Origin of the sequence: Aeromicrobium sp. Root495, from assembly GCF_001426755.1 — a bacterium.
GTDB lineage: Bacteria > Actinomycetota > Actinomycetes > Propionibacteriales > Nocardioidaceae > Aeromicrobium.
On the sequence record NZ_LMFJ01000001.1, the window covers coordinates 192,304 to 213,608 of the forward strand.

General features: G+C 71.4%; 27 protein-coding genes. 14 read left to right on the plus strand and 13 right to left on the minus strand.

What is annotated here, in order from left to right:
- Nucleotides 1-15 precede the first annotated feature (15 nt).
- Nucleotides 16-831, plus strand: a complete 816-nt coding sequence (locus ASD11_RS01030) for an exonuclease domain-containing protein (protein WP_056282077.1) — start codon at nucleotides 16-18, stop codon at nucleotides 829-831.
- A gap of 6 nt (nucleotides 832-837) precedes the next feature.
- Here ASD11_RS01030 and ASD11_RS01035 read toward each other — a convergent pair whose 3' ends face one another.
- The 7 genes from ASD11_RS01035 to ASD11_RS01065 form a co-directional block, all read right to left on the minus strand.
- Complete coding sequence (locus tag ASD11_RS01035; RefSeq protein ID WP_200940028.1) at nucleotides 838-1,602, minus strand: lysophospholipid acyltransferase family protein; 765 nt, start codon at nucleotides 1,600-1,602, stop codon at nucleotides 838-840.
- A gap of 1 nt (nucleotide 1,603) precedes the next feature.
- Nucleotides 1,604-2,278 (minus strand): lysoplasmalogenase, encoded by a 675-nt coding sequence (locus ASD11_RS01040; protein ID WP_056282079.1) that lies wholly within the window; start codon nucleotides 2,276-2,278, stop codon nucleotides 1,604-1,606.
- A 9-nt stretch (nucleotides 2,279-2,287) separates the two neighbouring features.
- Entirely contained in the window at nucleotides 2,288-2,707 is a 420-nt protein-coding gene (locus tag ASD11_RS01045) for a DUF6314 family protein (protein WP_056282083.1), read from the minus strand.
- 22 nt (nucleotides 2,708-2,729) lie between these two features.
- A complete protein-coding gene (locus ASD11_RS01050; protein ID WP_056282087.1) occupies nucleotides 2,730-3,713 on the minus strand; it encodes a pirin family protein in 984 nt (327 codons plus the stop codon).
- Nucleotides 3,714-3,896: 183 nt separating this feature from the next.
- Entirely contained in the window at nucleotides 3,897-4,751 is an 855-nt protein-coding gene (locus ASD11_RS01055; RefSeq protein WP_056282091.1) for a hypothetical protein, read from the minus strand.
- Between the two features lie 89 nt (nucleotides 4,752-4,840).
- Nucleotides 4,841-6,004, minus strand: coding sequence for a zinc-binding dehydrogenase (locus ASD11_RS01060; protein WP_056282094.1), 1,164 nt, complete (start codon nucleotides 6,002-6,004; stop codon nucleotides 4,841-4,843).
- 30 nt (nucleotides 6,005-6,034) lie between these two features.
- Nucleotides 6,035-7,336: an alpha-hydroxy-acid oxidizing protein gene (locus tag ASD11_RS01065; protein WP_056282097.1), complete on the minus strand. Its 1,302-nt coding sequence runs from the start codon at nucleotides 7,334-7,336 to the stop codon at nucleotides 6,035-6,037.
- 36 nt (nucleotides 7,337-7,372) lie between these two features.
- Between ASD11_RS01065 and ASD11_RS01070 the strand changes: the two genes are divergently transcribed.
- A complete protein-coding gene (locus tag ASD11_RS01070) occupies nucleotides 7,373-8,269 on the plus strand; it encodes an alpha/beta fold hydrolase (RefSeq protein ID WP_056282100.1) in 897 nt (298 codons plus the stop codon).
- A gap of 36 nt (nucleotides 8,270-8,305) precedes the next feature.
- Here the strand turns inward: ASD11_RS01070 and ASD11_RS01075 are convergent, their stop codons facing one another.
- Nucleotides 8,306-9,265, minus strand: a complete 960-nt coding sequence (locus tag ASD11_RS01075) for a 2-phospho-L-lactate transferase CofD family protein (RefSeq protein ID WP_162246450.1) — start codon at nucleotides 9,263-9,265, stop codon at nucleotides 8,306-8,308.
- A 44-nt stretch (nucleotides 9,266-9,309) separates the two neighbouring features.
- Here ASD11_RS01075 and ASD11_RS01080 point away from each other — a divergent pair, with 44 nt between their 5' ends.
- The gene (locus tag ASD11_RS01080) at nucleotides 9,310-9,648 is read left to right on the plus strand and encodes a TfoX/Sxy family protein (protein WP_056282106.1); all 339 of its coding nucleotides are present in this window, start codon (nucleotides 9,310-9,312) and stop codon (nucleotides 9,646-9,648) included.
- Nucleotides 9,649-9,751: 103 nt separating this feature from the next.
- Here ASD11_RS01080 and ASD11_RS01085 read toward each other — a convergent pair whose 3' ends face one another.
- Nucleotides 9,752-10,510, minus strand: a complete 759-nt coding sequence (locus ASD11_RS01085; RefSeq protein ID WP_056282109.1) for an SDR family NAD(P)-dependent oxidoreductase — start codon at nucleotides 10,508-10,510, stop codon at nucleotides 9,752-9,754.
- Between the two features lie 37 nt (nucleotides 10,511-10,547).
- Entirely contained in the window at nucleotides 10,548-11,690 is a 1,143-nt protein-coding gene (locus tag ASD11_RS01090; RefSeq protein WP_056282112.1) for an acyl-CoA dehydrogenase family protein, read from the minus strand.
- 86 nt (nucleotides 11,691-11,776) lie between these two features.
- Between ASD11_RS01090 and ASD11_RS01095 the strand changes: the two genes are divergently transcribed.
- The 4 genes from ASD11_RS01095 to ASD11_RS01110 all read left to right on the plus strand — a co-directional run bounded on the left by ASD11_RS01095 (nucleotide 11,777) and on the right by ASD11_RS01110 (nucleotide 14,680).
- A complete protein-coding gene (locus ASD11_RS01095) occupies nucleotides 11,777-12,352 on the plus strand; it encodes a TetR/AcrR family transcriptional regulator (RefSeq protein ID WP_056282114.1) in 576 nt (191 codons plus the stop codon).
- Entirely contained in the window at nucleotides 12,349-13,326 is a 978-nt protein-coding gene (locus ASD11_RS01100) for an NAD(P)H-dependent flavin oxidoreductase (RefSeq protein ID WP_056282117.1), read from the plus strand. The genes ASD11_RS01095 and ASD11_RS01100 overlap by 4 nt, the downstream gene beginning before the upstream one ends.
- Nucleotides 13,327-13,356: 30 nt before the next feature.
- Nucleotides 13,357-14,121, plus strand: a complete 765-nt coding sequence (locus ASD11_RS01105; RefSeq protein WP_056282119.1) for an enoyl-CoA hydratase-related protein — start codon at nucleotides 13,357-13,359, stop codon at nucleotides 14,119-14,121.
- A gap of 163 nt (nucleotides 14,122-14,284) precedes the next feature.
- A complete protein-coding gene (locus ASD11_RS01110; protein WP_056288219.1) occupies nucleotides 14,285-14,680 on the plus strand; it encodes an SRPBCC family protein in 396 nt (131 codons plus the stop codon).
- 19 nt (nucleotides 14,681-14,699) lie between these two features.
- Here the strand turns inward: ASD11_RS01110 and ASD11_RS01115 are convergent, their stop codons facing one another.
- Complete coding sequence (locus ASD11_RS01115; protein ID WP_056282122.1) at nucleotides 14,700-15,692, minus strand: aldo/keto reductase; 993 nt, start codon at nucleotides 15,690-15,692, stop codon at nucleotides 14,700-14,702.
- Between the two features lie 296 nt (nucleotides 15,693-15,988).
- Here ASD11_RS01115 and ASD11_RS01120 point away from each other — a divergent pair, with 296 nt between their 5' ends.
- On the plus strand, nucleotides 15,989-16,228 hold the full coding sequence (locus tag ASD11_RS01120; RefSeq protein WP_056282126.1) for a hypothetical protein: 240 nt from the start codon (nucleotides 15,989-15,991) through the stop codon (nucleotides 16,226-16,228).
- A gap of 173 nt (nucleotides 16,229-16,401) precedes the next feature.
- Here ASD11_RS01120 and ASD11_RS18870 read toward each other — a convergent pair whose 3' ends face one another.
- Complete coding sequence (locus tag ASD11_RS18870) at nucleotides 16,402-16,977, minus strand: DapH/DapD/GlmU-related protein (protein WP_056282128.1); 576 nt, start codon at nucleotides 16,975-16,977, stop codon at nucleotides 16,402-16,404.
- Between the two features lie 142 nt (nucleotides 16,978-17,119).
- Between ASD11_RS18870 and ASD11_RS01130 the strand changes: the two genes are divergently transcribed.
- From ASD11_RS01130 to ASD11_RS01155, 6 genes are all read left to right on the plus strand, one after another.
- Nucleotides 17,120-18,157 (plus strand): zinc-binding dehydrogenase, encoded by a 1,038-nt coding sequence (locus ASD11_RS01130; RefSeq protein WP_056282131.1) that lies wholly within the window; start codon nucleotides 17,120-17,122, stop codon nucleotides 18,155-18,157.
- Between the two features lie 27 nt (nucleotides 18,158-18,184).
- Nucleotides 18,185-18,592 (plus strand): (R)-mandelonitrile lyase, encoded by a 408-nt coding sequence (locus ASD11_RS01135; protein ID WP_056282132.1) that lies wholly within the window; start codon nucleotides 18,185-18,187, stop codon nucleotides 18,590-18,592.
- Nucleotides 18,589-19,119 carry a cyclophilin-like fold protein gene (locus tag ASD11_RS01140; RefSeq protein ID WP_156464521.1) on the plus strand — a complete coding sequence of 177 codons (531 nt, stop codon included), beginning with the start codon at nucleotides 18,589-18,591 and terminating at the stop codon, nucleotides 19,117-19,119. The genes ASD11_RS01135 and ASD11_RS01140 overlap by 4 nt, the downstream gene beginning before the upstream one ends.
- Before the next feature lie 44 nt (nucleotides 19,120-19,163).
- Nucleotides 19,164-20,036 (plus strand): helix-turn-helix transcriptional regulator, encoded by an 873-nt coding sequence (locus ASD11_RS01145; RefSeq protein WP_056282139.1) that lies wholly within the window; start codon nucleotides 19,164-19,166, stop codon nucleotides 20,034-20,036.
- 251 nt (nucleotides 20,037-20,287) lie between these two features.
- Nucleotides 20,288-20,551: a hypothetical protein gene (locus ASD11_RS01150; protein WP_156464522.1), complete on the plus strand. Its 264-nt coding sequence runs from the start codon at nucleotides 20,288-20,290 to the stop codon at nucleotides 20,549-20,551.
- 36 nt (nucleotides 20,552-20,587) lie between these two features.
- Complete coding sequence (locus tag ASD11_RS01155) at nucleotides 20,588-20,947, plus strand: hypothetical protein (RefSeq protein ID WP_156464523.1); 360 nt, start codon at nucleotides 20,588-20,590, stop codon at nucleotides 20,945-20,947.
- Between the two features lie 83 nt (nucleotides 20,948-21,030).
- Here the strand turns inward: ASD11_RS01155 and ASD11_RS01160 are convergent, their stop codons facing one another.
- Complete coding sequence (locus ASD11_RS01160) at nucleotides 21,031-21,300, minus strand: hypothetical protein (protein WP_056282148.1); 270 nt, start codon at nucleotides 21,298-21,300, stop codon at nucleotides 21,031-21,033.
- Nucleotides 21,301-21,305 lie beyond the last annotated feature (5 nt).

Consider the following 21,305-nt stretch of genomic DNA (forward strand, 5'->3'; position numbering starts at 1 on the left):
CATCAGGAGGTAGCGGTGCGGGCCAACTCGTTCGACGGACTCTGCGCCGCGTGCGCCCAGCACGTGCTGGCCGGCAGCGGCCGGCTCACGGGTCGACCGGGCGCCTGGCGCACCTGGTGCATCGCCTGCTCGCCGTCGGCACCGGCCCGCGGCGCGCACCGCGGCTGGCACGACGTCACGCTCGCCTCGCTCGACTTCGAGACCACGGGCGTCGACCCTCGCCACGACCGCGTCATCAGCTACGCCCTGCTCGACGAGCCCGGGTTCGAGATCACGGGGCTCATCCATCCCGGCATCCCCGTGCCGCCCGCCTCCGCTGCGGTGCACGGCATCTCCGACGCCATGCTGGCCGACGCCCCGCCGGCGGACGTCGAGATCGCGGTGGTGGCCGAGTGGGTGCAGAGCCTCGTGGAGCGCCAGGTGGGGCTCGTCGTCTTCAACGCGGCCTACGACCTCACCATGCTGCAGGCCGAGTGCCGCCGCCACGACGTCGCCGAGCCGGAGTGGGACCGTCTCCTCGTGGTCGATCCCTTCGTCGTCGACTGGGGTCTCACGCGCGGTGAGCTGGGCCAGCGCAGGCTCGTCGACGTCGCCGCCTACTACGAGGTGGGCATCGACAACGCGCACGACGCCTCGTGCGACGCCCGGGCCGCTCGCGACGTCGCCGTCGAGCAGGCCGCCCGCCACGAGCACGTCGGCACCGCCACGCTCAGCGACCTCATGGCCCACCAGCGCCGGTGGTACGCCGAGCGGGCCGAGGACTGGAACGCCTACGCACGCCGTGTCGGCCGCGACCTCGACGACCCCACCGGCTGGCCCCTCGCCGCCTGACCGGGTTCAGTCCGAGGGCGCGCCGATGCGCGCCAGGGCCTCGCGGTCGAGCCTCGCCGCCGACTCGACGTCGGGAGCCGTGCCGCCCGCGTCCGCCGGGATCCACCAGCGGTCCTCGTCGTTCCGGGGCTGGTCGGGGTAGCTCGCGATGGCCTCGTCGAGCAGCGCCTCCATGGCGTGGTGCAGCCGCTCGGTGAGCGACAGCACGGTCTCGTCGGGCGAGGCGTGGAGCGGTGCTCCGAGCGTGATCGTGATGGCCTTGCCGCGACGCAGCGAACGACGACCGTCCACGGTCATGACGCGCTGTGAGCCCCAGATGATGCACGGCACGAGCGGCACGCCCCGGGAGATGGCCAGGCCGGCCGCGCCGGGCTTGAACGGCTTGAGGCGGAACGATCGACTGATGGTCGCCTCGGGGAAGACGCCCACGACGTCGCCGTCGTCGAGCCGGCGCCGGGCGTCGCGGTAGGCGCTGGCGCCGGTCCACCGGTCGACACTGACGTGCTTCATGGCGCGCATGAGCCGGCCCGCCACGGGTGCGTCGAAGACCGACTTCTTGGACATGAAGCGCACGAGCCGGCCGCGCTCGCGGGCGGCGTACCCGATGAAGGTGAAGTCGAGGAACCCGATGTGGTTGCTCGCCAGCACGGCGGGCCCGTGGACGGGGAGGTTCTCCTCGCCCTCGACCGTGAAGCGGAAGCCGAGGACGTGGAAGATGACGGCGAACGTCCGCACGACGCGGCGGTAGGCCCGGTCTGGTCGACGCGCCACGTCAGACCTGCTGCGGGAGGGTGGGCCAGCAGTCGGTGGCCCGGCTGCGCTGCTGCTCGCGCACGATGCCCACGGCGAGCCCGAGGATGCCGAGCACGTAGAGCGTCATGACGGCGAGGCTCGGGGCGAGGTCGTCGGGATCGATGCGACCGGCCTCGCCGAGCGCGATCAGCCCGTCGGAGACGAGGAACGAGAGCCCGCCGAGCCCGGCGACGCGGTCGACCACGAGCGAGCTGGCCGCGGTGCCCACGAGGAGGAGCGCGTACAACGGCACGGGAGCGCGCAGCGCCGGCTCGAGGCCGTCCCAGCAGGCCACGACCAGGCCGACCGCCACGAGCACGAGCAGGGGCAGCAGCCAGGGTCGCGCCCTGAGCCCGGCCACCGCGCCGCGAGACACGAAGTGCCGGATGAAGCACACGTGGCCGGCGGCGAACGCGGCCATGCCCACGACGAACAGCGGCTCGATCTCGAGGAAGAGGTCGCCGAGGAAGCAGAAGGCCAGCGCGACGACGAGGAGGCGCGGGCCGCGGACGCTCACGACCCAGCCGATGAGCACCGGGGCGATGAGGCACTTGGTGATGCTGTCCCACGGCGTGACGTCGGCGCCGAGGAGCACGAGGTGCAGCACCGAGACCACGCCGAAGGCGGCCGACCACGGGCTGCGGAACGTGAGCATGGCGTCAGGCTACTCAGCCCGGGAGAGCAGACTCACCATCGTGTAGTCCTTGGCGGGTCCGCGGGCGGTCCACGTGACGCTCCAGCTGCTGACCTCCGCGCCGGCACCGTGCACCGTGATGGCACCCGTGTAGACGTCGGGCGGGCAGTCGTGGTCGACCGCGGTCTCGGTGCTCCAGGGGTGGAAGTCGCGGCCGTCCTCGAACGTGACGAACCAGTCGTCGCCGCGCTGCTCGACGAAGAGCGTTCGGCTGACGGGGACCTCGTGGGCGGCCCAGCGCATGACGCCGGACTCGTCCCAGCGGACGCGGCCGTCGTCGAGCAGCGACAGGTGGGTGGAGCCGGCGACGGACCGGGCCTCGCCGGAGGCCCGGTCGTCGATGGTCCGCTCGAGCGTCCACGTCCCGAGGAGGTCCAGGGGTGAAGTCACGTGGGCCAGCGTAGTGCGCCGGTCAGTCGACGATCTCGCCCTGGACGTCGGCGTGGGGGACCGTCGGGATGGTGCCCAGCCGACCCTTCTGGAAGTCCTCGAACGCCTGCATTACCTCGGCCTTGGTGTTCATGACGAACGGGCCGGCCCACGCGATGGGCTCCCGGATGGGCAGGCCTCCGAGCACGATGACGTCGAGCGCCTGGTGCCGCGACTCCTGCACCTGGTCGGCACCGATCGTGATGGTCTCGCCGTGACCGAGCACCGCCAGCTGGCCCGTTCCGATGGAGCGGCGCGAGGTGCTCACGTAGCCGTCGCCGTTCATGACGTAGACGAGGGCGTTGAAGTCGGTGCGCCACGGCAGCGTGAGCTCGGCGCCGGGGGAGACGGTGGCGTGGACCATCGTCATGGGCGTGTAGGTGCTGCCGGGACCCTTGATGCCGTCGACCTCGCCCGCGATGACGCGGATGAGGGCGCCGGCGTCGTGCGAGGTGCCGAGGCCGACCTCGGAAGCGCGCAGGTCCTGGTAGTGCGGGGCCAGCCACTTCTGCTCGCGCGGGAGGTTGACCCACAGCTGGAAGCCGTGGAACAGGCCGCCCTTCGAGACGAGCCACTCCGGCGGGGTCTCGATGTGGAGCAGGCCGCTGCCGGCGGTCATCCACTGCGTGTCGCCGTCGGAGATGCTGCCGCCGCCACCGTGGGTGTCCTGGTGGTCCATGACGCCGTCGATCATGTAGGTCACGGTCTCGAAGCCGCGGTGCGGGTGCCACGGCGTGCCCTTGGGCTCGCCCGGCGAGTACTCGACCTCGCCCATCTGGTCCATGTGGATGAAGGGGTCGAGCTGGCGGGCGTCGACGCCGGCGAACGCGCGGCGGACGGGGAAGCCCTCGCCCTCGTAGCCCTGGGGAGCAGTCGTGATGGTGCTGACCGTGCGGTCCTCGGCGTCGGGACGTGCGGCGACGGTGCGCGGCAGGACGGTCCAGTCGGGAGCGGTGATGGCGGGCATGAGGTGCCTCCTTGAGAAGTTGCTCCCAATGTAGTTCAAGATTCAACTAAAAACAAGAGGGCGTCGTCCAACCTGTTCAGCCCGCGTCGGCCATGACGGGTCCGGACGAACGATGAGGGTCCGTGGTCGTCTGGACGACCACGGACCCTCATCGTCGGTCCGGGCGGAGCCGGACGCGGTGCGCTACCTCGGCTGGCCCGCGAGGAAGACGATGCGCTTGGTGCCGCCGACGGTGTCGAGGTACACGGCCGCGCCGTACCTGACGGGCGTGCGACGAGCCGCGTAGACGGTGAAGATCTTGAGCTTCTTGGTGCGAGCCACGACGTCCTTGGCGCCGGGCCGGGCCTCGAACGTCGAGTAGCCGAGGACGCGCAGCTTGCACGTCGCCTTGATGGAGTCGAGCTTCTTCTGCGTGAGGCGCGTGGTGCCGGCCGAGGCCACGCTCTCCTTGGAGATGGCGCGGGCCGCGGTGTGCAGGCACGCCGAGTGCTTGACGGCCGGCTTGATCCGGCGAGCCGCGCTGAACGACCTGTTGACGGCCGTGGTGTCGACCCCGACGAACGACGCCGCGTGGCGCGGCTCCGCGACGAGCAGGACGGTGAAGGCGGGGGCGTCGGCGCCGGCGCGGGACGAGGCGGCTGCGTGGCGCGTGGCGAAGACGTTGCGGCTCGTGACGACGACGGCCTCGCGCTCGACGAGCCGTGCGGCGATGGACTCCGCGGACCCGTTGCTCGTGGTGCTCACGGCGAAGACCTTGAGCACCTTGCACGTGGAGCGCACGGCCTCGACGTCGATGGAGGTGGCGTTGCCCGCGGCGCGCTTCTCGGCGACCTCGGCGGCCTGGGCCGCGAGGCAGCTGCTGCGCCGGGAGGCGGTCGTCGCGGTACGGGCCTCGACGAGCGCTGACTCGACGGCCGCGACGACGGCGTCGTCGGACGCGGGGGGATCGGCGGGATCGGCCGCGAGGGCGGGAGCCGCGGTGAGGGTGAGGAGGGTGACGAGGGCGGCCAGGAGCGGGGCGGCCGGGCGAGCGTGCATGAGTGATTCCGTTCGGGAGGAGTGCTCGTCAGGCTAGGCGTTCGGACCTCCCGGGTCCGGCGTTCTGCGGAACTGGCCGGTGGCTCACCTCACGCGCTGGTGGCAGAGCTCCGGGGGTCGACCAGGATCTTGGCGTGGACCTCGGGATCGGCCAGCTGTGTGAAGGCCGTGGCGACGCCCTCGAGCCCGACCGTCCCCGTCACCAGGGGGCCCGGATCGACCTTGCCCGACGCGATCATGTGCAGGGTCTGGCGGAACTCGCCGGGGTCGTAGCAGAAGGCGAACCGCAGCTCGACCTCCTTGCTGATGGCCAGGCTCGGACGATAGGTGTCGTCCTCCATGCAGACGCCCACCACCACGATCCGCGTCATGAGCGGCACGGCCGTGATGAGCCCGTTGACGATCCCGGGCAGTCCGACGCACTCGAAGACCACGGGTCCGCGAGGAGTGGCGCCCAGCTTGTCGGCGACGTCGAAGACGCGCCACCAGGGCAGGAGCGGCACGGCGCGGAGCTTCTCCATGGTGCTCATGCCGAGCTCCATGAAGTCGTCGGCCCCCGTGAGGTAGCGCTTGGTGTCCTGGAACGACGTCCACGGCGAGTCCTGCGCCGGGTCGACGACGACGTCGGCGCCGCACTGCTCGGCCAGGGCGCGGCGCCCGGCGGAGAAGTCGCTCGCGATGACCTTCTTCACGCCGGAGGCCTTGAGCATGAGGATCACGGCGAGGCCGATGGGGCCGCAGCCGATGACGACTGCGACGTCCTTGCTCCCGACCTGGCCCTTGCGCACGGCGTGCCACGCGACGGCGAGCGGCTCGGTGGTGGCGGCGAGGTCGGCTGAGAGTCCGTCGGGCACCTCCATGGTCACGGGCTCGGACACCAGGATCCGCTCGGCGTAGGCGCCGGGAGCCTTCTCGCTGAGCCCGGTCATGTGCAGGCCGTCGGCCTGACGCAGGAGGGGCAGGGCCACGACGGGTGTCCCGGGCTTCCACTTGCGTCGCGTCTTGGGCCCGTACTCCAGGACCTCGCCGGTGAACTCGTGGCCGAGCACCACGTGGTGGCTCGAGCGCATGAAGTCGGTGTAGCCGAGGTCGGCGGTGGCGTCGGCGGTGGCGTCGGAGTGCACCCGGGCGTGCAGGTCGGAGCCGCAGATCCCGGCCCGCGTCACCTCGAGCAGCACCTGACCGGGACCGGGCACGGGGTCGGGGACCTCGCTCACGGTGAGCTCCTGCTGGTGACAGACGACGGCGCGCATGGGACTCCTCTGGTCGGACTGCCCGAGAGCCTAGCCCCGCACGTGCTCGGGCGTGATGGAGTCGAGCGAGCCGACGCCCGTGAGGGCCATCGTGAGGTCCAGCTCGGCCAGCACGTTGGAGACGACGTCGTGCACGCCGTCCTCCCCGTCGAGGGCGAGGCCGTACACGTACGGACGTCCGAGCAGCACGGCGTCGGCGCCGAGCGCCCGGGCCACGAAGACGTCGGCGCCGGTGCGGATGCCGCTGTCGAGCAGGACGGTGGGCTCGGGTCCGACGGCGGCGCGCACGTCGACGAGGGAGTCCAGGCTGGCGATGCCGTTGTCGACCTGGCGACCGCCGTGGTTGGAGACCACCACGGCATCGACGCCGAGGTCGAAGGCGCGGCGGGCGTCGTCGGGGTGCTGGATGCCCTTCAGCACGACGGGGAGCCGGGTCCGGTCGCGCAGCGTGGCGATGTGGTCCCAGCTGAGGCCGGGGTTGGAGTAGATGTCGAGGAAGGTCTCGACGCTCGCGCGGGGCACGAGCGAGCGGAGGTTGGCCACGGTGGCGCCCGGGTGGCGCCGCGACATCGCCAGCAGGGTGCGGATGGCCCCGAGCGTCACCTCGGGCTTCTCGGCCTCGACGGCTCCCGACGTCACTGCGGCGATGCGGTCCTCGACGATCTGGTTGAAGCGGGGGTCGGAGGTGTACTGCGCGATGCCGATGCCCCGGGCGAACGGGAGCGAGCCGAGGTTGAGGTCCTGGGGACGCCAGCCGAGCAGCGTGGTGTCGAGCGTGACCACGAGGGCACCGGCGTCGACGGCCTCGGCGCGGGCGATGAAGCTGTCGACGAGGTCTTCGTCGGTGCTCCAGTAGAGCTGGAACCAGCGCGGCGAGCCCTCGGTCACGCCGTCCATGGCCGCGGCACACTCCTCCATGCTCTGGCAGCCCTGGTTGCTGAAGAGGTACGGGAGGCCGTGGCGGGCCGCGGCGCGGGCGATCTTCACGTCGCTCTCGTCGTCGACCAGGGCCAGGGCTCCCACGGGGGCGAGGAGCACCGGAGCCGGCAGGTGCCGACCGAGCAGCTCGACGCCGAGGTCACGCTCGGTGTTGCCGCCCGCCATGCGAGGCACGATGGAGCGACGCTCGAACGCCTGGAGGTTCTTGGTCATCGTGCGACCCTCGCCCGCGCCACCGGCGACGTAGGCCCAGGCCTCCGCGGAGCAGGCCCGGCGGGCCCGCCGCTCCAGCTCGGCGAAGTCGGTGGGGACCACGGGACGTCGGCCGTGGATCCCCTCGCGGTAGACGGCGCTCTGACGGCTGCGCCCGAGGCCCTCGGCAGGTGCTGGCATGTCCTGAACCCTAGTCGGCGTGGGAGGGTGACAGGCATGAGCACCAAGCCCACCGACCTGCCTCCTGACCTGCCCGGGCTCGAGCACCGCTACGCCGACGTGAACGGCGTGACGCTGCACTACGTGGAGGGCGGAACGCCGAGGCCCGACGCCCCGAGCCTCGTCCTCGTGCACGGCTGGCCGCAGCACTTCCTCATCTGGCGCGACGTCCTGGCCGACCTCGTCGTCGACCACCACGTCATCGCCCTCGATCTTCGGGGCCACGGGTGGAGCAGCGTGCCCGCGCCGGGTGGCGACGCCTACGACAAGCGGACCCTCGCGGCCGACGTCGAGGCCCTCGTGGAGCACCTGGGCCTCGATCGGCCGGTCCTCGTGGGCCACGACTGGGGCGCCTTCGTGAGCCTGCTCGTCGCCTCTCGCCGACCCCAGCTGGTCCGCGGTGTGGTGGCTGTGGCGATCATCGCGCCGTGGGCGGCCATCCCCGTGAAGGCACTGCACCGCTTCGGCTACCAGCTGGTCGCGGCCGGACCGTGGGGGCGCTTCGCCCACCAGGGCCTGGACCAGCGCTTCCTGCGCACGGTCTACAAGCTCGGCGCCGGACGTGGCCCTCGCCTCGCGGACACCGAGGTCTACCTCGAGCGCTACCGGGACCGCGACCGGGCACGGGCCGGCGTGGCCATGTACCGGCGGTTCCTCACCGCCGAGGTGCCGGCGAGCCTGCGCAAGAAGTACGTGGGTGCGGCCAAGGACGTGCCCATCGTCATGGTGCCGGGCATCGGGGACGGCGTGCTCACGCCCGACCTCGTCGAGGGTGCGGCGGTCCTGCCGAACGTGACCATGGAGGTCGTCGACGGCGCCGGCCACTGGGTGCCTGAGCAGCAGCACGCGGTCCTGGTGGAGAAGATCAGACGGTTCCTCGCCGAGCGCCTCTGACCGCAGGTCGAGCCGGTCTGCGCCCGGCGGCCCGGCCTAGCGCTCCGGTCGGTGCCCGATGGCCGCCGCCAGCTGCAGGGCGTCGCGAGCCATGGTCTCGGGATGGTGGACGTCGATCGTGGTGGTGCGGCACTCGACGCCCAGCTCCTCGACCGCGCGGACCCGGTCGAGGTCGGAGGAGTCGACGAGCCAGCCGTCGAGCACGCCGGTGGACCGCCGGCTGCCGTAGTGCGCAGCCACGGCCGGCGCTCCGACGTCGAGCCCCAGGCCCACCATGAGCTCGTCGCTGGCCCCCGGGACGGCGGCCTTCCCGACGACGGGGGAGACCCCGATGATCGGCGCGGTGGTGGTGCGGAGCGCGGCGCCGAGCCCGGCCAGCCGCACGAGCGGGCCCATCGCGGCAGCGGGGTCGGCGGGGGGCAGCAGCACGACGTCGGCCTCCATGACCGCCCGCATGACCCCGGGGGCCGGGTTGGCGATCTCGAGCCCGTGCAGCCGGACGTCGGTGACGGGGGCGAGCCCCTGGTGACGTTCCCAGTACTCCGCATGGGACATCACGCGGCTGTGGCCGCCGACCTCGACCCGCAGGCGGGTCTGCAGCTCGTCGTCGCTCATGGGGAGGAGCTCCGTGGAGAGCTCCCAGCGGTCCATGAGCCGACGCGTGGCCTGGGTGAGGGTCTTTCCGCTGCGCAGTGCATCGGTGCGCACGAGGCACGTGGCGAGGGCGCGGTCGCTGAGCCGCAGGCTCCGTCCGCCGGTCCCGTGCGCGGTCAGGACGTCCTGGGCGTTCCACGTCTCGACCGGGCCCTCCAGGCCGTGGGGTGAGAGCGTGGTCATGATCTCGTCGAGGTCGGGGCAGATGCGCAGCCCGAGGAACCAGTGGTCGTCGGCGGTGTTGGCGATGACCGTGAGGCGGTCGCGCGCGCCCAGGCACGCCTGGACCCCTGCGATGAACCGGGGCCCGACGCGCCCATCGGCCAGCACGGTGACTCTCACAGGCTCCATTGTGCTGGTCGCACGGTTGGGATCACGATGGATCCATGACATTCGACGAGGCTCTTGCCGAACGGATCCGCTCGCTCGTCGGTCTCGAGTACGGGATCTCCGAGCGCCGGATGTTCGGCGGGGTCGCCTTCCTGCTCCATGGCCACATGGCCGTGGCGGCCTCGTCGCACGGCGGGATCATGGTCAGGGTGCCGCTGGAGGACGCGGACGACGTGCTCGCGCTGCCCCACACGAGTCCCATGGTGATGAGCGGCCGGGAGACGCGAGGCTGGATCCGCGTCACCGCCGCGGGCTGCGAGTCGGACGAGGACCTCCACGACTGGGTCGACCGGGGTCTCGAGCAGGCCCGCTCCCTCCCGCCCAAGCCCGCCTGACCCGGTTTACCACGGGGTCTGGGGAAGTGCCGACGCCCCACGGGCTACCGGCCGTGGGGCGTCGAGTTTGCCCAGACCCCGTGGTAAACCCGGGAGCGGTGGGTCAGCGGGGAGCCATGCGGAGCGCGCCGTCCATGCGGATGGTCTCGCCGTTGAGGTAGTCGTGCTCGACGAGCATCGTGACGAGCCGTGCGTACTCCTCGGGGCGTCCCAGGCGCTGCGGGAAGGGGACGCCGGAGGCGAGCCCGGCACGGAACTCCTCGCTCACGGTGGCGAGCATCGGGGTCTCGACGATGCCCGGCGCGATCGTGTTGACGCGGATGCCGTGCTGGGCGAGGTCGCGGGCGGCGGGGAGCGTCATGCCCACGACGCCTCCCTTGCTCGACGCGTAGGCGACCTGGCCGACCTGGCCCTCGAACGCCGCGACGGAGGCCGTGTTGATGATGACGCCGCGCTGGCCGTCCTCGAGCGGCTCGGTCTTCGCGATGGCCTCGGCGGAGACGGCCAGCACGGTGAACGTGCCCACGAGGTTGATCTGCACGACCTTGGCGTAGAGGCCGAGGTCGTGCGTGCCCTTCTTGCTGAGGATGCGCATCGACGGTCCGATGCCGGCGCAGCTCACGACGGTGCGCAGCGGCACGCCCGAGTCGGCCGCGGTGCCCACGGCGGCTCGCACCTGCGCCTCGTCGGTCACGTCGGCCTCGACGTAGACCACGCCGTCGACGGCCGGCGCCGACTCGATGGACGACGGGAGGTCGAGCGCGAAGACGGTGGCTCCCTGGGCCGCGAGGGCGGCGGCGGTGGCCGCTCCGAGCCCGCTGGCTCCTCCGGTGACGACGGCGGCGGTGTCCTTGAGCTGCATGACGTTCTCTTCCTGACGGTTCGGGTGGTGGGGCGGGTCAGCGTGCCAGGTGGCGGCTGATGACGAGACGCTGGATCTGGTTGGTCCCCTCGAAGATCTGCATGACCTTCACCTCGCGCATGTAGCGCTCGACGGGGAAGTCCTTGGTGTAGCCGGCGCCGCCGAGCACCTGGACGGCGTCGGTCGCGACCTTCATGGCGTTGTCGGTGGCGACGAGCTTGGCCACCGAGGCCTCGCGGCCGTAGGGCCGGCCGGCGTCCTTGAGGCGGGCGGCGTGCAGGTACGTGGCGCGGGCCGAGTCGACGGCGGCGGCCATGTCGGCCAGGACGAAGCCCAGCCCCTGGTGGTCGATGATCGCCTTGCCGAACGCCTCCCGCTCCTTGGCGTAGGCGACGGCGACGTCGAGGGCACCCTGCGCCACGCCGACGGCGACGGCCGCGATGCCGAGCCGTCCCGCGTCGAGTCCGGCGAGCGCGATGGGCAGGCCCTGGCCCTCCTCGCCGAGCCGACGCTCGACGGGCACGCGCACGTCCTCGAGCAGCATCGTGGCCGTCGTGGACGACATCAGGCCCATCTTCTGCTCGGGGTGGTCCGCCGTGAGGCCCGGCGTGTCCGCCGGGACGAGGAAGCACGAGATGCCACGTCCGCCGTCGTCGGACGTGCGGGCCATGACCTTGTAGAAGTCGGCCTGGCCGCCGTGCGTGGTCCACGCCTTGGCGCCGTTGAGGACGTACTCGTCGCCCTCGCGGACCGCACGCGTCCTCATGGCGGCGGGGTCCGACCCGGCGTGGGCCTCGGACAGGCAGTAGGCGCCGAGCAGGTCGCCACCGAGCATGTCCGGGAGCCACTGCTCCTTCTGCGCGTCCGTCCCGGCCTCGAAGAGGCCGAAGCAGCTGAGGGCGTGGACGCTCGTGCCCACGCCGACCGCGGCCCAGGCCGTGGCGATCTCCTCGACGACCTGCAGGTAGACCTCGTACGGCTGTCCGCCGCCGCCCAGCTCCTCCGGGTACGGCAGGCCCAGCAGCCCCGCGCGGCCGAGGGTGCGGAAGACGTCGCGGGGGAAGCGGGCGTCGCGCTCGAAGGCGTCGACGGCCGGTCGCAGCTCCTTGTCGACGATCGAGCGGGTGAGCTCGATGAGGTCGGCCGACTCCTCCGTGGGCATGAGGCGGTTGGCAGGCACGGTGCTCCCGGGGACGAGATGGGCAGTGTACGCAAAACTGTACCAGGGAACTCCTATGAGTACACCCAGGGTGATACGGTCGGACCGTGCCCGCCACGACGACCGAGCGCTCCACGCGCCGCGAGCAGCTGCTGGACGCTCTCGTCGAGCTGTTCCTGGCCGAGGGGTTCCGCGAGCTCCAGGTGGCCGACGTCGCCGCTCGCCTGCGCTGCTCCAAGTCGACGCTCTATGCCATCGCGCCGAGCAAGGAGCAGCTCGTCGCGGTCGTCGTCCGAGCGTTCTTCCGGCGTTCCACGGAGCGCGTCGAGGCCAGGGTCGCAGCGGCGGCGGGCGGCCAGGCCGAGAGGATCCGGGTGTACCTGGGCTCCATCGCCGACGAGCTGGAGCCGGGGTCGCCCGCGTTCTTCGCCGATCTGGAGTCCCACCCCCTCGCCCGCGAGATCTACGGCCGGAACACCGCCATCGCGGCGGCCCGCATCCAGGAGCTCGCCGCCGGCATCGAGGGGGCCGCGTTCCTGGGCTACGTCGCCGGCATCACGATGGAGGGGATCCATCGTGGAGAGGTCACCGCGGCCGCCGGCCTCGACCACTTCGACGCCTACCGTGCGCTCGCCCGCCTCATCATCGCCACCATCGAACCCACCTCAGGAGAATCCGCATGATCCGTACCGAGCTCACCGAGACCTTCGGCGTCGACCACCCCATCCTCTGCGGCGGCATGACGGGTCTCGGCACGGCCGAGCTCATCTCGGCGGTCGCCGAGGCCGGAGCCCTGGGATTCCTGACGGCCCTCACCCAGCCCACGCCCGAGGCGCTGGCCGCCGAGATCGCCCGCACGCGTGAGCTCACCGACAAGCCGTTCGGCGTCAACCTCACGATCCTGCCGACCATCGACCCTGTCCCGTACGACGAGTACCGCCGGGTCATCGTCGAGGCCGGCATCACCGTCGTCGAGACGGCCGGGTCCAGCCCCAAGCCGCACCTCCCCGACTTCAAGGCCGCCGGCGTCAAGGTGATCCACAAGGCCACGTCGGTGCGCCACGCGCTGTCGGCCGAGCGTGCGGGCGTCGACTTCATCAGCATCGACGGCTTCGAGTGCGCGGGTCACCCCGGCGAGGACGACGTGCCCGGGCTCGTGCTCATCCCGGCCGCCACGCGCGCCCTGTCCATCCCGGTCATCGCCTCCGGCGGTCTCGCAGACGGCCGTGGCCTCGCCGCCGCACTGGCCCTCGGCGCCTGCGCCGCCAACATGGGCACGCGCTTCATGGCCACCGACGAGGCGCCGATCCACGAGAACGTGAAGCAGCAGATCGTGGCCAACACCGAGCTCGACACCGTCGTGGTCTTCCGACAGTTCCACAACTCCGCGCGCGTCGTGAAGAACTCCGTCAGCCAGCAGATCGCCGAGATCGGTGCCCAGCCGGGCGCCACGTTCGCCGACGTCGCCGAGCTGGCCTCCGGGGCCCGCGGGCGGCAGAACGTGCTGGCCGAGGGCGACCTCGAGGGGGGCATGTGGTGGGCGGGCCAGACCCAGGGCCTCATCCACGAGGTGGCCTCCGTGAAGGACGTCGTCGACCAGATCATCGCCGACGCCGAGCAGGTCATCACCGAGCGGCTCGCGTCGCTCGTCGGCTGACCGTCCGAACCGCCGTCCTCAGGAGGACCCATGAAGGTGCAGAAGGAAGCAGGCGTCCTGCGTCTCACGTTCGACCGTCCCGAGCGGCTCAACGCGGTCACCGACGTGATCCTCGACGAGCTGGCCGAGGCGGTCGAGCAGGCGCCGTCGGACCCCGACGTGCGGGTCGTGGTGCTGGCCGGCGAGGGTCGGGCGTTCTGCTCCGGCGCCGACATCTCCGACGACAGGCCGGCCGACCGGGCCTCGACGAGCACGATCGACGCCGGCGAGCGCCTCGTCCGCGCGATCACCACCTCGCCGCTGCCGGTCGTCGCCCTGGCCCGCGGGGTGGTCGCGGGCATCGGAGTCCCCATCGCCCTGGCCGCCGACCTCACGCTGAGCGACGAGGACTCGTACTTCCTGCTCGCCTTCACGAGGATCGGTCTCATGCCCGACGGCGGGGCGTCCGCCCTCGTCGCAGCTTCCGTGGGGCGCGCGCGGGCGCTGCGCCTGGCGCTGCTGGCCGAGAAGCTGCCCGCCCGCGAGGCTGCTGCGGCGGGTCTGATCGGGGGCGTCCACCCGGTCGCCGACTACGAGGCCGAGGTCCAGAAGGTCCTCGACCAGCTGACGAACGGACCGGCCGTGGCCTACGCGCGTACCAAGGCATCCATCAACGAGGCGACGCTCGGACCGCTGAATCAGACGTTCAGGACTGAGCTCGCAGGGCAGATCGGACTCCTCGAGGCCGCAGACTTCGCAGAAGGCCAGAGGGCCTTCGCGGAGAAGCGGAAGCCCCGGTTCAGCGACCGTCCCTGACCCGGCGCGCCGTGTTTGCCACCCGCAGGGGCCGCGCATAGGTTGGAGACGACCGTCGAGGTTCTACCCCGATCATGGACGGTCAGTCGAGAGCCCCGACCCACTCGGGGCTCTCGTGCTTTTCCGGCGCCGTCGTGTCGGCGACGGGGACTACCGTGGCGTCATGGCCACGAGCTCACGACACCTCAGCGTCTCGATCGACCGCCCCGCCGGCGAGGTCTACGCCTACGTCGCCGACCCGCGCAACATCCCCGCGTGGGCCCAAGGACTCGGCAGCTCCGTCGAGCTCGTCGACGGTCGCTGGACGGCCGAGTCGCCCATGGGGCCCATCTCCTTCGAGTTCGCGCCCACCAATCCGTTCGGCGTGCTCGACCACGACGTCACCCTGCCGTCGGGCGAGGTCAACACCAACCCGATGCGCGTCCTCGCCGACGGGGAGTCGAGCGAGGTGGTCTTCACGCTGCGCCGGCTCGAGGGCGTGAGCGACGAGGCGTACGAGCGCGACGCCGCCGCGGTCACCGCGGACCTCCAGGTGCTCAAGACGTTGCTCGAGGCCTAGCGAGCCGCCGTCGTCCGACTCAGCGGTCGATCATCCGCTGCATCGCGTCGGGGTACCGGTTGCCCACCACCTGGACGCTGCGGGAGGCCGCGTCCAGCTCGGCGAGGTCGTCGGACGTGAGCTCGAGGTCGGCTGCGGCGAGGTTCTCGTCGAGTCGCTCGAGCCGACGCGTGCCGGGGATGGGGACGATCCAGTCCTGCTGCGCGAGCAGCCAGGCCAGCGCGACCTGGCCCACGGTGGCCTGCTTGCGCTCGGCCACGGCGCGGACGAGTTCGACCAGCGCGAGGTTGGCGTCGAGCGCCTCCTTCTCGAAGCGCGGGAGGGTGGCGCGGATGTCGCCCTTCCCGAACGCCGTGCCGGACTTCACCGTGCCGGTGAGGAGGCCGCGGCCGAGCGGGCTGAACGGCACGAAGCCGATGCCCAGCTCCTCGAGCACGGGAAGGATCTCCTCCTCCGGCTCGCGCCAGAACAGGGAGTACTCACTCTGCAGTGCGGTGACGGGCAGCACGGCGTGGGCCTTGCGGATGGTGGTGACGCCGGCCTCGGAGAGCCCGAAGTGACGCACCTTGCCCGCCTCGATGAGCTCCTTCACGGCGCCCGCGACGTCCTCGATGGGCACGTCCGGGTCCACGCGGTGCTGGTACAGCAGGTCGATCGTCTCGATGCCGAGCCTGGAGAGGGAGCCGTCGACGGCCTCGCGGACGTGCTCGGGCCGGCTGTCCGTCCCGCCGGTCTGCTTGCCGTCGGCGTCGAACGCGAAGCCGAACTTGGTGGCGATCACGACGTCGTCGCGCACCGGACGGAGTGCCTCGCCGACGAGCTCCTCGTTGTGGAACGGGCCGTAGACCTCGGCCGTGTCGAAGAACGTGACGCCCCGACCGACGGCCTCGCGCAGGAAGGTGATCATGTCCTCGCGCGGCGGGCGCGGGCCGAAGGCCTGGCTCATGCCCATGCAGCCGAGGCCGGGTGCAGAGACGGTGAGGCCGGAGGATCCGAGGGTGCGAGTCGTCATGCTCCTCACGGTACGTCTCCCGTCGCGGGGCGCCCGGGTGCTGACGTGCCTGCTGCCGCGGGAACGTGACAGGTCGCCAAAGGTTACGCGTGAGTAGATCCACGTTGTGGCGTGGCGTGCCTGCCGTTACGGTCGGTCCGGGGTAGAACACCGTCGACGTCGATTCCCTCTGGGGGATCGGCCCGGCTCCGCGCGACTCGGCCTCGATCGAGGCGTGCGGAACGTCCCCGGCCGCCCTTCCGGGGAGGACGGGGACGTGGTCCACCCCCGCGCGGCGCGCGTCATATCCTGGGGCCATGGACTTCAAGCCCAACCAGAGCGACCTCGATCGGCTGTTCACCACGATCGCTGCACAGGTCGAGGGCGTCGACGCAGACCTGCGCGAGAAGTTCGCGGGTCGTCCGCCCGAGGAGATCGTGGCGCCGGCCACCCGGGCGTTCGAGGCGATCGGCATCGAGTCGCTCACCGACGAGTGGATCGTCGACTACGTGCGGGCCGTCAGCGCGGGCGAACCGTTCTCCATCAACCTCGGCTGAGGACCACGATCCCGGCCCGGACGTAGGACGGCCCCGCCGGGTGTTGGTGCACCGTGGCGGGGCCTTGACCCGGTCTGCGTCTAGATGGGACGAGACCGGACCCGCCCCAGACGGTACTAGGGCCCCCCCGTCAGCGGCGAGGCGCTGGGCTCGGCAGGGCCTGATGGTTGCGCTCAGGCGTGGAACCCGGTCTCCCGAATGACGCGGGCCGGCACGCCGGCGACGACCGTGTCGGGCTCGACGTCGCGCGTCACGACAGCACCGGCTCCCACCACGGCCCCGTCGCCGATCGTGACGCCGGGGACCACCGTCACGTTGGCGCCGAGCCAGACCTTGCGTCCGATGACGAGGGGGGCGGGCAGCATGTCGGCGCGTCGGGCCGGGTCCATGCTGTGATCGAGGGTGGTGAGGGTGCAGCCGTGGCCGATGAGGGTGTCGTCCCCGATGACGATCCCGCCGGTGTCCTGGAAGCGGCAGCCCAGATTGATGAAGACGTTAATCCCCAGCCGCAGGTTCTTGCCGAACTCGCTGTGGAACGGCGGGAACACAGCGACGGACTCGTGGACGTCGCGACCGGTGAGGCGAGTCAGGAGCTCCCGGACCTCGTCGGGTGTGCGGTAGGTGCCGTTGAGCTCGGCGGTGATGCGGAAGGCCTCCTGCGAGGCCGCATGCATGAACGCGTGGTGCTCGGAGCCGCCCTCGATGAGCTGACCTCGATCCACGTGGTCCAGGAACTGCTTCAGGTCCATGGGTCTCCTGTCGTCACGTCGAGCCTGCCCGAGGATCGGTGGGCCTGGGGGGTCGAGCTGGTACCCCCATCAAGACGACCTTCCTCGCTCGTTGCTCGTCCGGTGTGATGGATCCCAGAGCACCCCCACGCGAAGGAGACCCATGAAGGCCATACTCATGCACGGCGCAGGCGACGTCCGGATCGAGGACGTCCCCGACTCCGTGATCGAGCAGCCCACGGACGCCCTGGTCCGCATCACCGCCTCCTGCATCTGCGGGAGCGACCTGCACCCCTACGCCTCGATGGCCTCGACGGCGGGCCCCGCGCGGATGGGCCACGAGCTCATCGGCGTCGTGGAGGACGTCGGGTCGCAGGTCGTCACCGTGCGGAAGGGCGACCTGGTGGTGGCACCGTTCGCGATCTCGGACGGGACCTGCGTCTTCTGTCGGGAGGGGCTCCAGACGTCGTGCGTGCACGGCGCCTTCTGGGACACCCTGCCCGGCGAGGGCGGCCAGGCCGAGGCCGTGCGGGTGCCGTTCGCGGACGGCACCCTGGTCAAGCTCCCGGTCGAGCACGACTCGGCGCTCGTCGCCTCGCTCCTGACCCTTTCCGACGTGCTCGGCACCGGCCACCACGCGGCCGTCGCGGGCGGCGTCGCGCCAGGATCTTCCGTCACGGTCATCGGCGACGGCGCCGTGGGCCTGCTCGCCGTCCTGTCGGCCAGGCGGCTCGGCGCGGAGCAGATCATCCTGATGGGCCGTCACGAGTCCCGCACAGCCCTCGGCCGGGACTTCGGCGCCACCGACGTGGTGGCCGAGCGCGGCGAGGAGGGCATCGCTCGCGTCCGAGACCTGACCGGTGGTCACGGCACCCACGTCGTGCTCGAGGCCGTGGGCCACATGCCGGCCTACGAGCAGGCCGTCGGTGTGGTGCGCCCCGGTGGGACGATCAGCCGGGTCGGGGTGCCGCAGTACGAGGACGCTCCGGTGGGGTTCGCGAGCCTCTTCGGTCCCAACGTCCGACTCGTCGGCGGCCCGGCGCCCACGCGCGCCTACATCGAGGAGCTCATGCCCGACGTCCTCGACGGCACCATCGAGCCGGGCCGCGTCTTCGACGTCACCACCGACCTCGCCGGTGTCCCCGCGGGCTACCAGGACATGGCCGACCGCACGAGCCTCAAGGTCCTCATCAAGCCCTGACCCCGGAACGACCCGAAAGGACGACCCATGCAGATTACCCGGAGCTCCCTCGAGACCGTCAAGGGTCCAGGCGACTGGTTCACGGGCGACGTGTACATCGACCCGGTCGCAGCAGCGCCGGAGCCCTCACGCGTGACGGCCAACCTCGTGCACTTCATGCCGGGCGCACGGACCCGCTGGCACCGTCACCCGTTGAGCCAGACCGTCTTCGTCACCGAGGGCGTCGGGCTGTGCCAGCGGCGCGGAGGACCGGTCGAGGTGATCCGTCCCGGCGACCGCGTGCTCTTCGAGGCGGACGAGGAGCACTGGCACGGAGCCGCCCCGGACCGGCTCATGGTCCACCTGGCGATCAACGAGAGCGATCACGACCACGACGTCGTGCACTGGCTGGAGCCCGTGACCGACGACGAGTACGCCGCCCCGGTGGGATCGTGAGACCCGCGAGCGTGGCGCTCCGCCTCGCGGCGCTTCTGGCGGTGGCCTCGGTCGCCGCGTGCTCGGATGACGGCCGGGGCGACGGTCCCGCCCGCACCGGGTCGACCACGTCGGCGGCCGGTGCGCCTGAGCGGGACGAGGCCTCTGCCCCGGCGCCCCAGGAGGGCACCCCGGTGAGGATCCGCTTCGGCGAGGCCCAGGTCGACGGCACGGTCCTCGACACCCCGACAGGACGGGACCTGCTGGAGCAGCTGCCGCTCGAGCTGACGATGAACGACCACGGCGGGGTGGAGAAGACCGGTGCACTTCGGCAAGCGCTCTCCACCGAGGGCGCTCCCTCAGGAGCCGATCCAGACGTCGGGGCGATCGGCTACTACGCGCCGTACGGCGACCTGGTCCTCTACTACGGAGACCAGTCCCGGCACGACGGCATCGTGGTCGTCGGACGAATGGCCAAGGGATTCGAGCGACTGGCGGACCTGCCCGGGAGCATGACCGTGACGGTCGAGGCGGTCGATCCTCCGTGAACGACGCGCCCCATCCGGTCTCTGGTCCGGCGTACGGTGGAACGGTGGACAACCGCGCCGACATCAAGGAGTTCCTCGCGACGCGACGTGCTCGCCTGTCGCCCCGCGAGGTCGGGCTGCCCGAGGGCGGCGCCCGTCGCCGCGTTCCCGGACTGCGCCGCGAGGAGGTCGCGGTCCTCGCCGGCGTGAGCACCGAGTGGTACACCCGCCTGGAGAAGGGTCACATCAAGGGGGTCTCGGAGGACGTCCTCGATGCCGTGGCACGGGCCCTCCGGCTCGACGAGGCGGAGCGGACGTACCTGTTCGACCTGGCCCGGGTCGCCCGGACCAAGCCCGGCACGGCGAGGCGCAGTGCCCGGCACGAGGTGACGGAGCAGGTGCAGTGGATGCTGGACTCCGTGGTCGGCTCGGCCGCCTTCGTGGCCGACGGGAGCCTCGACATCATCGCCTCGAACGCGCTCGCCCGGGCGTTGTACTCGCCGGTCTTCGCGCACGACCCGGGCCGCACCAACATCGCCCGTTACCAGTTCCTGGACACGACGGCCGCCGACTTCTTCCCCGACTGGGACGGCGCGGCGAACGTGACCGTGGCCCTGCTCCGGACCGAGGCTGGCCGCGACCCCGGCAGCAAGCCGCTGCGCGAGCTCGTCGGTGAGCTGTCGACGGTGAGCGAGGAGTTCCGCACCCGGTGGGCGTCGCACGACGTCCGTCTGCACTTCGCGGGCCGCAAGCAGTTCAACCACCCCGAGGCCGGGACGATCGACGTGGCTTTCCACTCCATGAACCTCTCCGCCACCGGCGCGAGACCGCAGGTGATGACGGTCTACACGGCCGAGCCCGGCAGTGCGTCCGAAGAACGCCTCAGGCTGCTCGCCAGCTGGGACGCCACCGCCCCAGACATGTCCTCGCCGCACTGACCACCGCCGCAGTACGCGCCCCGATCAGTAGGCCCCGTGGGACTCGAACCCACAACCCGCGGATTAAAAGTGAGAACCGCCGGTCATGTACGGGGCTGCGCCGAGATGTCGCGAGCGGCATAGTCGCAGGTCAGACGCCGTTTACGGAGGATCACGCATATCACCGCATGCTGCGCCATATCGCGCAGTTGCCATGCAATCTGCCATGCGCGGGCAGGCCCTCTGTCGAACACGTGTTCTATCCTGCCCGCGTGGGGATGAACCCGAGCAAGCTCGACAGGTGGCCGCGCTACGAGCGCGTCCACTTCGTCCTCGTGAAGCGTGGCCACCGCTACGAGCGCCCCTGGCAAGGCTTCGTCGTCGGGTGGCGCAGAGCCGGCCGCGGTTGGGAAGCCCTCGTCACCTACGTCGACGAGCAGGCCGACGGCAGCGGTGTGCACACGGACTGGTTCCCGCAGGCCCGCCTCCGCCCTGTCGAGGTCGACCCCAACCCGCCTCGCGACGACTGGTTCTGACCCCCGCCTGATCCCCGCGCCGCTATGGTGTCGGCCATGCTCCGACCAGCTCGCGTCCTCGCACTGATGCTCCTGCTCCCCGCCGCCGTTGCGTGCGGCGGCGGAGGTTCGGACGATGCCTCGACCGCCGGCAGCAGCAGCTCGCCGGCGTGCAGCGACGTGTGGATGGTTGGCAAGACGCTCCCGAAGACCTATGAGGGGTGCGTGGCCAACGGTGACGAGCAGGCGTACATGGAGTACGGCGACTGCACAGACGGCCGGAAGTTCATCGGCTACGCCCCCGACGGCGGGCAGGCGTACTTCGCAGGGCTCGGCGGTGAGATCGGCAAGGGCTCGGTCGACGATGCCGCTTGGTCAGCCGCGCTGGCCGAGTGCACCGGCGAATCCGCCAACTGACGCCAAACCCACAACGCACAGAGACGCCCCCACCGCCGAAGCGGTGGGGGCGTCTCTGCTGGGCCTGGCTGGAGCTGCGTGCGCTACCCGTCGTCGCCGGCCGCGGGCGACGGGTTGGCCGCGAGGATGGGCACGTACCGCTGCAGGAATCCCTCGACGGCCGGGAGCGCCATGATCCTCGTGATGGCCGCGCAGACGCCGACACCGACGGCCGCTGCGCCCGTTGCCGCCTCGGGCGAGTGGTTCGTGGCTGCCTCGTAGATCAGCGGAACGATGCCGGCGAACGCGACGGCTGCCTGGAAGGCGGATCGGATGGTGCGCCGGCGGGGCCGGCTGACGGTCGTGCTGCTCATGCGAC

Excerpts from the sequence above, each read along its gene's own strand:
- ASD11_RS01040 (WP_056282079.1), bottom strand. The coding sequence starts at position 2,278 with ATGCTCACGTTCCGCAGCCCGTGGTCGGCCGCCTTCGGCGTGGTCTCG.
- ASD11_RS01050 (WP_056282087.1), bottom strand. The coding sequence starts at position 3,713 with ATGCCCGCCATCACCGCTCCCGACTGGACCGTCCTGCCGCGCACCGTC.
- ASD11_RS01055 (WP_056282091.1), bottom strand. The coding sequence starts at position 4,751 with ATGCACGCTCGCCCGGCCGCCCCGCTCCTGGCCGCCCTCGTCACCCTC.
- ASD11_RS01060 (WP_056282094.1), bottom strand. The coding sequence starts at position 6,004 with ATGCGCGCCGTCGTCTGTCACCAGCAGGAGCTCACCGTGAGCGAGGTC.
- ASD11_RS01065 (WP_056282097.1), bottom strand. The coding sequence starts at position 7,336 with ATGCCAGCACCTGCCGAGGGCCTCGGGCGCAGCCGTCAGAGCGCCGTC.
- ASD11_RS01070 (WP_056282100.1), top strand. The coding sequence starts at position 7,373 with ATGAGCACCAAGCCCACCGACCTGCCTCCTGACCTGCCCGGGCTCGAG.
- ASD11_RS01080 (WP_056282106.1), top strand. The coding sequence starts at position 9,310 with ATGACATTCGACGAGGCTCTTGCCGAACGGATCCGCTCGCTCGTCGGT.
- ASD11_RS01085 (WP_056282109.1), bottom strand. The coding sequence starts at position 10,510 with ATGCAGCTCAAGGACACCGCCGCCGTCGTCACCGGAGGAGCCAGCGGG.
- ASD11_RS01100 (WP_056282117.1), top strand. The coding sequence starts at position 12,349 with ATGATCCGTACCGAGCTCACCGAGACCTTCGGCGTCGACCACCCCATC.
- ASD11_RS01105 (WP_056282119.1), top strand. The coding sequence starts at position 13,357 with ATGAAGGTGCAGAAGGAAGCAGGCGTCCTGCGTCTCACGTTCGACCGT.
- ASD11_RS01110 (WP_056288219.1), top strand. The coding sequence starts at position 14,285 with ATGGCCACGAGCTCACGACACCTCAGCGTCTCGATCGACCGCCCCGCC.
- ASD11_RS01115 (WP_056282122.1), bottom strand. The coding sequence starts at position 15,692 with ATGACGACTCGCACCCTCGGATCCTCCGGCCTCACCGTCTCTGCACCC.
- ASD11_RS01120 (WP_056282126.1), top strand. The coding sequence starts at position 15,989 with ATGGACTTCAAGCCCAACCAGAGCGACCTCGATCGGCTGTTCACCACG.
- ASD11_RS18870 (WP_056282128.1), bottom strand. The coding sequence starts at position 16,977 with ATGGACCTGAAGCAGTTCCTGGACCACGTGGATCGAGGTCAGCTCATC.
- ASD11_RS01130 (WP_056282131.1), top strand. The coding sequence starts at position 17,120 with ATGAAGGCCATACTCATGCACGGCGCAGGCGACGTCCGGATCGAGGAC.
- ASD11_RS01135 (WP_056282132.1), top strand. The coding sequence starts at position 18,185 with ATGCAGATTACCCGGAGCTCCCTCGAGACCGTCAAGGGTCCAGGCGAC.
- ASD11_RS01155 (WP_156464523.1), top strand. The coding sequence starts at position 20,588 with ATGCTCCGACCAGCTCGCGTCCTCGCACTGATGCTCCTGCTCCCCGCC.
- ASD11_RS01160 (WP_056282148.1), bottom strand. The coding sequence starts at position 21,300 with ATGAGCAGCACGACCGTCAGCCGGCCCCGCCGGCGCACCATCCGATCC.